Below are 11,269 nucleotides of genomic sequence, written 5' to 3'. Positions count from 1 at the left end.
TTGCTCTTTCGTCTCAACACCCTCAGCCGTTATTGAGAGTCCAAAAGTATTGGCTAATGCGATAATTGCACGGGTTATAGCGACACTTTCAGGTGAAGTGGGAAGATCGTCGATAAATGATTTATCGATTTTGAGTCGAGTGATAGAGAGTTTTTGCAGATATGCCATAGAGGAATATCCGGTACCAAAATCATCGATGGCGATATTAATATCCATACCACGAAGAGTTCTCAACATAGAAAGTGCATGATCGGCATCGGTGGCAATATAACTCTCTGTCAGTTCAATTTCAAGCCATTTTGGATCTATATGGGTTTGTTTGACGATATCATCGAGAGTTTGAAAGAAATGTTCATGTTGCAGTTGGAGCGAAGAAACATTCACTGCTAGATGTTCGAGATGGTATCCTTCGCTACGAAGAAGCATAAAATCGCTGCACGCTTGCTCTAGAACCCATGCACCCAACGCTAAAATAAGCCCAGTTTCTTCAGCAATAGGGATAAATTTATCAGGGCTAATTCGACCGAGTTCGTTGCTATTCCATCGAAGTAATGCTTCAATCGCAGTAATTTTTCCGGTGATAGTTGAAATTTTTGGCTGATAGACGAGAAAAAATTCTTCATTTTTAGCTACTGCTGTTTTTAGGGCATGTATTATTATACTTTTTTCTTCGATCGCATGTGCTAAGTCTTGGGTGAAAAAACTATAACGATTTCGCCCATTGTCTTTTGATAGGTACATTGCCATATCCGCATTTTTTATGAGTGCTTGTATATTTTGACCATCTTTTGGATAGAGAGATACCCCAATGCTTGCCGTGGTTCGTATCTCATGATCTTGGCATATAAAGGGTGAATCAAAGCTTTCTAAAAGTGCTTTTACCGTCGGCTTAATCCCTTCAATGTCATTAAAATCTTCGATCAAAATAATAAACTCATCTCCGCCAATTCGTGCGAGAAAATCAGAATTACGAAGATTTGCTTTGAGTCTTTGCGCGACTTCTTGTAAGAGTATATCGCCAATTTCATGGCCCAACGTATCGTTTATTTGTTTAAATTGATCCAAATCAAGAAATATAATTGTCAAAATAGTATTGTTTTCTTTTGCTCTTTCGATTCCGCTTTTGAGGAGCATATAAAAAAGTCTACGGTTTGGTAAATCGGTTAGGGGATCAGTATCAGAGAGATATTGGAGCTGTTTTTGGGAAGAAAGCAGAGCTGTTTCACGTTCATATACTGCTGATGCAAGTCTCTGAACGTTACGAGATATGGCTTCGAGTTCATCTCCTGTACGGAGAATTTTGGTATTGGAATAGTCTTGATGTTCAATTTTATCGATTTGCTTCATTAGTGAGAAAAGAGGTTGAGCAATACTGCGGTTGAAGAGAATTCGTAAAATCCATAAAGTTAAAAAAGTAATAAGAAGGATTAAGAGTATGAAAATAATTCGGTTTTTGGTAAGCATTGCCTGTAAATATGATTTATCAAGTGAGGCAACGATATGAATTGTACCGTTTTGTGTTTTGATAGAGTAAGTTCCTATAAAATTATCCATTTTTTCAAGAGTGACTATTTTGTTTTCTGTTGAAGAACTAGAAAGAGCATTTGGAATGATTGCTTGTGATGAAACATTAATTCCTAGGTCATTTGATAGGGAGGAAAAATAGGGTTTGGAGATATAATGAGACATTTCGATATGGGCGATAACCCTTTTAGTTTTTCCATTAAAAAGGTTTTGATGCGATTTGATAACCAGATTATTTTTAGCGCGGTGATAGGTAATCGCACCGTCATTTTGTAAAAGCATTTTATTGGCATAGTATGATTTGTGATTATAGGGGAGAAGGCTATCATGTTTGAGTGGATGGCGAGTATATTCAAGTTCTTTCTCATAACGACCATAAAAGATTGGTTTTCCTTTTTCAAATGAAACATAGGTAAGATAATAGCCTTTGGAAGTTTTTGTAACAAAAGCAAGCAGTTCTTCATGGGTGTCATACAAGGCAATATCGTTATTGAGAGAGAGTTTAACACGGTCTAATAGTGCTTCAACAATATGCTTTTTCTCTTCATCGAGTAAAATAGTATTATAAACATTTTTGTCTTGATAAGCATCGATTAACTCAATGGAAGCTAGGAGTGACTCATCGTCATTGATAAATGCTATCCCTTCTTTTAGTTCTTTTTCAGTCTCGTGAAGATGGAGATTAAAACGATGAAAAGCATAATCTATTCGCTCTTGGGTTGTTTTGGCAAAACTCTCTCGGAGAAAATAGTCAAAATAAAGCCCTGTAATAAGTGATAAAACCGTTATTGCCGCTATCAATATAAATAATAGCTTTCCTCTTAATTTTAGGGAACGATAAAGAGCACTTATCATCAGAAAATCGGTGCCTCTTGTTCAACATTGTTTTTTGTAATCAATTTGACTGGAATGACAATGTGTTTTGGAACGCTTTCCCCGTTAAATATTTTAGTTGCTACTTCAATACTTTTTTTGCCTCCAAGAGGAAAGAGAACGGAACCGCTTTGAGTCCCTTTTCGGATCGCTTCACGCGCTTCTGAAGTATAATCACATCCCACGGTAATAATTTTGGATGGATCTATTTTGTGTCGTTCCATTGCAGAACGGGCACCGCTAATCATACTATCACTTTCAGCAAAAATAGCATCGACTTTTTCTCCTGATGCAATCAATTTTTCCATTTCGACAATGGCATCTTTACGTAGATAGTTTCCGGTTCGCTTGATAACTTTGATATTTTGGTATTTTCCGATTTCATTGAGGAAACCTTTGGTGCGCAGTTGTGTGACATCTGCTGTTTGTATTCCTTCAAAGAGCAATACTTTGCCTTTTCCGTTCAGACGTTTTGCAATGTATTCAGCTCCGAGTGTACCGATTTTGATATTATCGGAATTAATAAAGGTTGTATAGTCATTTCCTTGAATTCCACGATCGAGTATAACGATAGGAATTCCACTTTTATGAGCTTGGGATATGATGGGAACAACTGCTTTTTCATCATTGGTTCCAACGACGATAAGATCGGCTTTTGATTCCATAAAACCTTTGATTTGGCGGATTAACAGTGATGTTTGTCCTTTTGCATCGGAATAGATAAATTTCATATTTGGGTGTTTTGCTACTGCATCTCGTACTTCATATACTTGTGCTTTGCGAAAATCGTTGCTGAGGGTATCTTGGGCAAATGCAATGGTTTTGATATCAGCTTCTAAGGAAATAGCCATTAATGCAATGGTTAAAACAAGTAATATAAAACTTTTCTTAAATATGAACATGGATATTTCCTCTTCTTTACTGATATTATAACGAAAATTGTTTTACCACCAATATTCAAATTGTATTCCAAAATTATCACCATGTGTTTGAGTTAAATAGTAACTGCTTCCTATTTGTCCCAAAGTGTTGTCTGACCAGTCGGAATAAGTATAAAAAAGACGAATTACAGGGCGTTTCCATATCCCTTTATCGAGTGCGGCTTCGAGTGCAGCAGTTGTTTTGGTAAGAGTGTATATTTTAGAGGATGCATCGTCTTTGACTCGATCAAGACCTGTTTCTAATACAAACCTGCCATTTTTGTGAAAAAACCAGTAGGGACGGATTCCTGCTGAAATCCAGATTTGATCGGTTCCTGAGAATGCGATTTCTTTGCGTTTTTCATAAACGAGGTTGCTCATCAATCCCCATTGGTCATTTTCAAACGCATTATAATTGATAAACCGCCATGTTTCAGCCATCTCGATTGCTTTAGAAGTTCCCAAAACAGTATCTATGAACGCTTCTTGTCGATAAGGAGATGTACTTCCGGCACCTTTGGCAACACCTTCAGCGTAAAATAGAGCACTGATGTTTTCTCCTTCCATACTAAAAAGTTCTTTGGTAAGTTTGGTATCTTTGTAGAGCAATCCCACTGCATAAGCAGGTGATACATTGATATGCTGTGCAGTATTAAATGTTTTGGAATGGATTTGCATACGATTAGCAAAAAGTGTCAATTCTCCACGTTCGGTCGGTTTATTCAGGCGAAGATCGTGGCTATCAAAAAGAACTTGTTCATCTCCCGCTATAGAAGAGGGATCAAGTCGATCAAAAATGTAGCTGTATGAAAGTTTATATCCATTGAGATCAAGATTACGAAATCCTGCTCCATCTCCGCTCATATTGAGGTAAAAATAGTCATATATATGGCTGTCGTAACGATCATAAAAACGGCGTCCCACCCAAATAGATAGAGTGTTATCAAAAATACCGCTGATTTCGCTGTAGAGTTCATCGAGCCGTAGATACTCAATATTGTGATTATTGACTCCATAAAAAACAGGGCGGATCTGATTGTGGAGTATGACACCGTTATCAAAGTGGATCGTGTCGTATAGCCCCAGTTCGATCCATGTTTCACACTCATTCCCCAGACGGTATTTACTTCCCGCACCGGGCGCTTTGAAACAGACATTGGCTTTTTTATCTTGCAGTGACGTTTGAAGCCGCATATACCCTGTCGTTCCAACACTATTTTCGACAGCTAAAGCAGTGAAAGATGTTAAAAAAATTAAAACGATTGTAATCGATCTCATGGTAAAGCACCGATCTTTTATAGGGATAATTCAAAACATTATAGAGTGTACTAAAATAAATATAACTTAAAGTAATTATGTCTCTCCTCGCACACTTCTTGCATAATCTATGGCAACTAAGGAGTTGTCATGGAATTTTCCCTCACTCATAAAGAACACAAACCACTTCAAGTCAACCCGATCAAACACTCTCAGCCGATGGGTGCGACTCTCGCCTATCTGGGGGTAAAAGATTGTATGCCACTCATGCACTCCGCTCAGGGGTGCGCTTCGTATACCAAAGTCTTTTTTACCCGTCATTTCAACGAGCCTATCGCGATCAACAACACCTCCGTGAGCGACATCACCGCCGTGCTCGATGGCGGAGATTACTCGATACTCATGGCGATTGAGAACATCCAAAACAAAGAGAAAAACCTCAAACCCAGTATGATAGGTCTTCATACGACGGGTTTGACAGAGACCAAAGGGGATGATGTTCGCGGCGTGGGGATGCATATCGAGATCCCTTATGTGTTTGTCAACACTCCCGATTATGAGGGGGGGATGGAGAGCGGATGGTCACTCACGGTCACGGCGATGATCGAACAGCTCACTGAGGCCGCTACCGAGGTGAAAACCAATAAACTCGTCTTTTTACCTCATTTGAGTATGCAGCCGATCGAGGTGGAGAAAATCAAATGTTTATGTGAGGATTTCGGATTTGAGACCTATGCTCTCCCTGATCTATCAACCTCATTGGATGGATATTGGGAAGCGGGGCAGGGGAAACTCGCTAATGGCGGGATAACGGTAGATCAGATTCGTGATTTAGCTACCTCTAGCATCGTGGTAAGTATCGGAGCTTCGATGAAAAAATCGGCTCTTGCCCTCCAGAAAAAGAACCCTCTTATCGAGCATCTCCATTTTGATCATTTGATGGGATTGGACGGATGTGACAATTTTGTAAGTGCACTCATGAAAATACGACACACCGATCCTAAACCTCTGATGAAGCGATGGCGATCCCGTTTGCAAGATGCGATGCTCGATTCTCATTTCCTGATCGGGAGCTCTCATTTCGTTGTTACGGGTGAGCCTGATATGCTGGTCGGCATCTGTGCGATGCTGCGCAGTGTCGGCGGAACCATTGATGCGGCGGTCTCTACGACGTTTAGTGACTCTCTCCATCTGATCGAAGCGGAAAAAGTATTTGTAGGAGATTTAGAAGATGCACGGCAGTTTTTCGAAGGTGCAGATATGGTTATCAGCAATTTTCATGCAGAACGAATCTTGCACACATATGCACATACGGCACTCGTGATCCGAGGTTTTCCTAATTATGAAGAGTTAGGGAACCAGCTCAAAAACGATCAGTTGTATGAGGGAAGCACTTATTTTTTATTTGAGATTGCAAATTCGTTGAGAAAGGTTAAACATGAACACTAAAATCACAGTAGAGGGGAATGGGACAATGAATAGCGCATTACGAGTTGCATTTGCAACCAAAGATATGGAAGAGGTGAATGCCCACTTCGGCGGAGCTAAAGAGTTTGTGGTCTACAACGTCTCACAAGATGGTTATGAAGTCTCCGAAGTGATTAAAACCGATACGTCTGAACTCGAAGATGACGATAAAACCGATTTCCGTGTTCGTGCACTCAAAGGTGTCAATATCATGTACTGTGAGAGTATCGGTGGAACGGCAGCGGCGAAAGTGATCCGTGCAGGTATCCATCCTATGAAAGCCAATGAGGGTACGATGATCGAAGATCTTCTCAAAAGTTTGGTTTCTATGATCAACGGTAATCCTCCACCATGGGTTAAAAACATCATTCAAATGAAAACAGAGCACGACGTTAGACAAGATCGTTGGGCTGAGGGCGAGTAAGATAAGAGGGGCTTTGCTCCATTAGCGTTTAAAAACAGTAAAAAGGATAACTATTATGGAAGCAGAAAAAAAATTAAGTGATTTTGGGATGGAGATTGTACGTCAGATTCGTGCGCTCGATCAGTTCGGAAACTGGGCTCGTATCGGTGATGAAGAACTCCTCATCAAAAAATACGTGAAAACCAAAGAAGAACTCAAATTGGTTCCATTGATCGCAGATATCGATGAGATGATGATTAATGACATTAAAATGATTTACAAAGCTATTGCCCTTTCGTTTGAACGTAAAACGGGTGTTGTTTGTAACGTTATCATGGAGATGAGCCACGAGGGATTCGGTCGTTGTGCGGTTATCGCCGATCGTATCTGTATCGTAAACAAATATTTCAAAGACGCGCATCGTTTTAGCTTTCGTACATTGGAAGCATTGTTCGAAGACGGTGATAAATCTCTAGCAAGTGCTATCGAGATTTACACACAATATAAACCATGTATCAAGGGAGAATAAATGGCAAAAGTAGGAATTTTTTTCGGTAGCAGCAGCGGAGTTACACGAGGTGCGGCAGAAATTTTAGCCGATGAGATCAAAGGTGCGGAACTTATCGATATGGAAGAAGATTTTGATGGGATTGAACAGTTCGAAGATTTCGATGTGTTGATCCTCGGATCATCTACATGGGGACAAGGTGATCCTCAACGTGACTGGGTTGATCCATTATACGATTTGAGTAATGACCGTCCCGATATGGATGGGAAAAAAGTAGCCTTTTTCGGTGCAGGTGATCAAAAAACGCATGGAGAGCATTTTTTGAGTGCTTTGGGAAAAATGCATGATCTCTTTATCTCATTGGGTGCGAGTGCATACGGATTTACCTCAACAGCGGGATATGAGTATGAGTTTTCTCTTGCGGAACGTGATGGGAAATTCTGCGGTCTTGGGATCGATGATGTCAATCAAGAAGATTTGACCGAAGATCGTGTGAAAGAATGGGCATCTCAACTCAAAAGTGAAATGGGACTGTAGAGTCAAAATTGCATATTAACAGATATTAAGGAAATACGATGGGAACATTAGCTGAATTTAAAACCATAACCGATACCGAAGATTTTTTTGATTTTTTTGATTTGCAATACGATGAGCGTTTAGTGAATTCGAAACGGTTTCATATCATGAAAAAATTTGGTGAACTCGTCGAAAAAGCTACGGGTCATGATATGGGGAGCGAAACAAAGCTTCTCGAATATTACCGTTTTGCCCTATTGACTGTTTACAAAAATTTTGAAAATGGATATAGCCCATCAGCAGCCGATGTGTGGGCAATGTTCGATAATCCGAGTGGTTGTGGAACATGTTCAACATCAGGTAGCTGCAGTGATATAGAGGAGGTGAGCAATGGAAACCACGCCTGTACCAGCACAGCCACAATCTCTTTCTAATGATTTAGAACGTATCGAGAGCAAAGCTCTCGATACTACGCTAGAGCACGAGGCACTAAAGCTTGCCTCTGACGAGGCAGATATTAAATTAGATCATCAAGAAAATATGCCGATCAACAATGAGGCACGTAAAACCAATCTTTATAAGATGTCGACCAAAGATGAGATTCTCTCTGTTTTTAGAGTCGGACAGAGAGTTCGACTCGTAAAATCGATTCGTAATGATGGAACCTATCCTCATGCGCGAGTCGGTGATGTACTTGTAGAAGCTGGTGCAGAAGGGTATGTCCGTAAAATCGGCGATTTTCTCCAAACTATCCGAGTTTATGAAGTGACCTTTATTGAAGAGGGGCTGACATTTGGCTGTCGTGAAGCGGAATTAGAAAATGCCCTCGAAGAAGATGGATACGATGAAGTTGCTGAAGAGCTGAAATGGCTCAAAGAACATCGTGCCCAGCGAGCAGCTGAAAAAGCGGCGCAATCTCAAGAAGAGGGGGCATAAACCACAACTCTTCTGAGATTTTTGCATACCGTATCAAATTAGTGCCCTTGTGGCTAAATATCGTAATCAACAAAGGAGTTGGGATGACAACACGTGTAGAAATTATGAATGACTTTTTGGCGATCAACGTCATACCGGGCAAAACGATTCAAGATATCGTTGAAGCTTCTGGTAGTGCACTTCCATTCGGATGCCGTGACGGTGAATGCGGTACCTGTGTCGTAATGATTGAATCAGGCATGGAGTATATGAGCGAAATCAATGAAAAAGAAAAAGCGGTACTTAAAACGCTTAATGAGAGTAACCCTAAGGCTCGTCTTGCTTGTCAAATGAAAATTGTTGCACCAAATGGATTGGTACGTATTAAATACTAAATCCTCTTCGTCATTTCCAACTTGATTGGAAATCCAGATATTTCTAACTATGGATCCCCGATCTAGTCGGGGATGACAACGTCTTGCCTTTTTTTTAATCACTATTTTGCCTAAAATAAGCCTATAATTTTTATAAGAACAATATATGCATTTTATTACGTAAATGTGTATTTTTTTAGGTGGCTTATTATGCAAACATCACTCTCTTATAAACAAAAACAACTTCCAAGATTATCGATGCAGACATGGTTACCGCTCTTGCAATGTTCACTGAATGATCTTGAAAAGCATTTACAGGTTATTACCAATGAAAACCCTTGTTTGGAAGTGAAATCTGGCTTTGAAGAGTCTAACTCTGGGGCAGGTGGAAATACAGCGTATGGAGCATTTCAAAACTATGTTTCCAACGCTTCCAGTGACCAAATTGAATGGCTTAGTATCTCTTCGACATCGCTGTATGAAAAACTCGATGAGCAGATTGTGGCACCGTTGTTTCCGACACCGATATCCCAAAAAATTGCTCGTCAGATTATTTATTATATCAATGATGAAGGATATTTTGAAGGATCGGTTGAAGAGGTGGCACAGCAGTGTGATACTGATTCCCATACCGTTGAGCGTGTGCGACAGCGCTTCGCCCATTTGGAACCATCTGGTGTTGGTGCAAGTGACTACAAAGAGTCTTTTTTGTTTCAGCTGAGCGATTATGATTTGGATGATGAACTTTCTATTTTACTTGGTGCGATGATCTTGCAGTTTGATAAAATGGAAAAATTTATTAAGCATCCAAGATTGCATGATGCTAAACACGTATTGCAGCAACTTAAAAATCCTCCGGCATTAGAATACATGGAACCAGAGTCGCAGATTACCCCTGATTTATTTGTCGAATTTTCAGGTTCAGAACTCAATATCCGAATCAACCATGCATTTTATCCCGATTTACAGGTCAATTTGATCGATAAATACGATAATTTTGCAAAGCAAAAGTTCAAAGAAGCACGTGAACTCGTCAAGCTTCTTGATTTGCGCAAAGCGACACTTTATAACGTTGCGTTAGTATTGCTCGAAAAACAATATACCTTTTTCATGGGGGGCGAACTCAAACCACTTCGTCTCCAAGACGTTGCCGATGAGCTTGGATTTAACGAATCGACGATTTCTCGTGCGATTGCCGACAAATACATTCAAACCGAGCGGGGATTGTATGCGTTTAAAGATTTTTTCTCCAATTCGATCGGGGAAGTATCGACCTCCGAGATCAAACATTTTCTTAAACGGCTAGTGGGAAGTGAAAATAAAGATGATCCGTTTAGCGATAAAACGTTGCATGAGATGATCGAAGAGCGTTTCGGGGTGAAAATGGTTCGCCGTGTTATCGCCAAATATCGTCAGGAACTCGACATCCCCTCTTATAAAGAACGGTTGTTTTTGTACAAGCTTGAATTACTTTAATAGATATTATCTTGGATTTTGATATTCGAAAGATTAAAGCTCTCTCGATTTTTTAATTATCTCATAGGCAGCATTGATCTCTTGTACTTTCTCTGTAGCCTCTTTTAGGTATTCATCCGAAGCTCCCTGCGATTTGATAATATCAGGATGATATTCGCGCACCAGAGCACGGTATGCTTTTTTGACTTCATTATTAGTTGAGTCTGAACTGAGCCCTAGTAGGGTATAGGCTTGGTCGATTGAACTCTCTTTGAGACTGTGACGGTGATAGGAACCGAAATGTTCCATCATTGATTTTAAATCTTGTTCACTAAATCCTAGATGATAGGCAATACGGTGAAGTATATCCTCTTCACTTTTGGAGAGGGTTCCATCGATGTAGGTGAGGTTGACGAGAAACTCTACCATCTTTTGACGTTTATGAGTATCTTTGTCGAGAGCTTTGTAGAGAGCCTGAGCTACGAGATCGAGATTATGGGGTGCGTTTTTCTCTTCATCAAAAATCTCTTTGAGGAGTTTTTTGGTTGCTTCAGGATCGGGAAAGAGGGCACTGATATCGGTGAACATATTGCTCACGAGCTCCGCTTCGAGTTCATCCACACGACCATCGGCTTTGGCTACTTTGGCAGCGAGCGCAACAAATAATCCTAGTTCACTGTGTGCAAGAGTATCTTTATTGAGTTTAAATCCCGAAAACTGGTTACGAGTGTAGGTGTGTTGGTTTTGGGAAAAGCTACGTGAAAGCCAGTAAAAAAGGGCAATAACGATTACAAAAATAATGAGTTGAGTCATAAAAAATCCTGAAAATTATTTTAATAAGTTCCTGATGCTTTCTCTTTGTAAGAGTTAAACATTTCATCTTGTGCTGCAGGTGCAATTTGAAAAAAGCTATCGAGTTCACGATGTTTTGATTGCAAAAGACTCTCAAATTCATTTTGGGTAATAGGAATATTATCCTGAAATTTATCTAATAATAGCGTATTATTTCCTAGCACAACCAAATAACTCATTGTTCCATAATCAAGCATAGCAACTG

The 11,269-nt window shown here is 39.9% G+C and carries 12 protein-coding genes and 1 pseudogene; 8 read left to right on the top strand and 5 right to left on the bottom strand.

The features are described 5' to 3' along the window. The 3 genes from WA010_RS13070 to WA010_RS13060 all read right to left on the bottom strand — a co-directional run. Nucleotides 1-2,325, bottom strand: a 2,325-nt coding sequence (locus tag WA010_RS13070; RefSeq protein ID WP_422557555.1) for a putative bifunctional diguanylate cyclase/phosphodiesterase, incomplete at its 3' end; no start/stop codon positions are given. A 53-nt stretch (nt 2,326-2,378) separates the two neighbouring features. Continuing rightward, the gene (locus tag WA010_RS13065) at nt 2,379-3,299 is read right to left on the bottom strand and encodes a substrate-binding domain-containing protein (RefSeq protein WP_422557554.1); all 921 of its coding nucleotides are present in this window, start codon (nt 3,297-3,299) and stop codon (nt 2,379-2,381) included. Between the two features lie 42 nt (nt 3,300-3,341). Next, complete coding sequence (locus WA010_RS13060; RefSeq protein WP_422557553.1) at nt 3,342-4,595, bottom strand: maltoporin; 1,254 nt, start codon at nt 4,593-4,595, stop codon at nt 3,342-3,344. 129 nt (nt 4,596-4,724) lie between these two features. Here WA010_RS13060 and nifN point away from each other — a divergent pair, with 129 nt between their 5' ends. From nifN to rpoN, 8 genes are all read left to right on the top strand, one after another. Then, nucleotides 4,725-6,023, top strand: a complete 1,299-nt coding sequence (gene nifN / locus WA010_RS13055) for a nitrogenase iron-molybdenum cofactor biosynthesis protein NifN (RefSeq protein WP_422557552.1) — start codon at nt 4,725-4,727, stop codon at nt 6,021-6,023. Beyond that, a complete protein-coding gene (nifX, locus tag WA010_RS13050) occupies nt 6,013-6,465 on the top strand; it encodes a nitrogen fixation protein NifX (RefSeq protein ID WP_422557551.1) in 453 nt (150 codons plus the stop codon). The genes nifN and nifX overlap by 11 nt, the downstream gene beginning before the upstream one ends. A 55-nt stretch (nt 6,466-6,520) precedes the next feature. Beyond that, nucleotides 6,521-6,973, top strand: coding sequence for a NifX-associated nitrogen fixation protein (locus WA010_RS13045; protein WP_422557550.1), 453 nt, complete (start codon nt 6,521-6,523; stop codon nt 6,971-6,973). Further along, entirely contained in the window at nt 6,974-7,489 is a 516-nt protein-coding gene (locus WA010_RS13040) for a flavodoxin (RefSeq protein ID WP_422557549.1), read from the top strand. Between the two features lie 38 nt (nt 7,490-7,527). After that, nucleotides 7,528-7,902 (top strand): nitrogenase-stabilizing/protective protein NifW, encoded by a 375-nt coding sequence (locus WA010_RS13035; protein WP_422557548.1) that lies wholly within the window; start codon nt 7,528-7,530, stop codon nt 7,900-7,902. Beyond that, on the top strand, nt 7,859-8,404 hold the full coding sequence (locus tag WA010_RS13030; protein WP_422557547.1) for a nitrogen fixation protein NifZ: 546 nt from the start codon (nt 7,859-7,861) through the stop codon (nt 8,402-8,404). The genes WA010_RS13035 and WA010_RS13030 overlap by 44 nt, the downstream gene beginning before the upstream one ends. 83 nt (nt 8,405-8,487) lie before the next feature. Continuing rightward, nucleotides 8,488-8,778: a 2Fe-2S iron-sulfur cluster binding domain-containing protein gene (locus tag WA010_RS13025; RefSeq protein WP_422557546.1), complete on the top strand. Its 291-nt coding sequence runs from the start codon at nt 8,488-8,490 to the stop codon at nt 8,776-8,778. Nucleotides 8,779-8,967: 189 nt separating this feature from the next. Then, entirely contained in the window at nt 8,968-10,233 is a 1,266-nt protein-coding gene (gene rpoN, locus WA010_RS13020; RefSeq protein ID WP_422557545.1) for an RNA polymerase factor sigma-54, read from the top strand. 33 nt (nt 10,234-10,266) lie between these two features. Here rpoN and WA010_RS13015 read toward each other — a convergent pair whose 3' ends face one another. After that, nucleotides 10,267-11,025, bottom strand: a complete 759-nt coding sequence (locus WA010_RS13015) for a TerB family tellurite resistance protein (RefSeq protein ID WP_422557544.1) — start codon at nt 11,023-11,025, stop codon at nt 10,267-10,269. A 20-nt stretch (nt 11,026-11,045) separates the two neighbouring features. Beyond that, nucleotides 11,046-11,269 (bottom strand): annotated as a pseudogene (locus WA010_RS13010) (hypothetical protein); the annotation flags it as partial.

This window comes from Sulfuricurvum sp. (genome assembly GCF_049305995.1).
GTDB lineage: Bacteria > Campylobacterota > Campylobacteria > Campylobacterales > Sulfurimonadaceae > Sulfuricurvum.
Note: the sequence above shows the minus strand (reverse complement) of the source record. Positions and strands in the feature narration are given on the sequence as shown.

Coding starts and splice junctions, on each gene's coding strand:
- WA010_RS13065 (WP_422557554.1), bottom strand. CDS start 3,299: ATGTTCATATTTAAGAAAAGTTTTATATTACTTGTTTTAACCATTGCA.
- WA010_RS13060 (WP_422557553.1), bottom strand. CDS start 4,595: ATGAGATCGATTACAATCGTTTTAATTTTTTTAACATCTTTCACTGCT.
- nifN (WP_422557552.1), top strand. CDS start 4,725: ATGGAATTTTCCCTCACTCATAAAGAACACAAACCACTTCAAGTCAAC.
- nifX (WP_422557551.1), top strand. CDS start 6,013: ATGAACACTAAAATCACAGTAGAGGGGAATGGGACAATGAATAGCGCA.
- WA010_RS13045 (WP_422557550.1), top strand. CDS start 6,521: ATGGAAGCAGAAAAAAAATTAAGTGATTTTGGGATGGAGATTGTACGT.
- WA010_RS13040 (WP_422557549.1), top strand. CDS start 6,974: ATGGCAAAAGTAGGAATTTTTTTCGGTAGCAGCAGCGGAGTTACACGA.
- WA010_RS13035 (WP_422557548.1), top strand. CDS start 7,528: ATGGGAACATTAGCTGAATTTAAAACCATAACCGATACCGAAGATTTT.
- WA010_RS13030 (WP_422557547.1), top strand. CDS start 7,859: ATGGAAACCACGCCTGTACCAGCACAGCCACAATCTCTTTCTAATGAT.
- WA010_RS13025 (WP_422557546.1), top strand. CDS start 8,488: ATGACAACACGTGTAGAAATTATGAATGACTTTTTGGCGATCAACGTC.
- rpoN (WP_422557545.1), top strand. CDS start 8,968: ATGCAAACATCACTCTCTTATAAACAAAAACAACTTCCAAGATTATCG.
- WA010_RS13015 (WP_422557544.1), bottom strand. CDS start 11,025: ATGACTCAACTCATTATTTTTGTAATCGTTATTGCCCTTTTTTACTGG.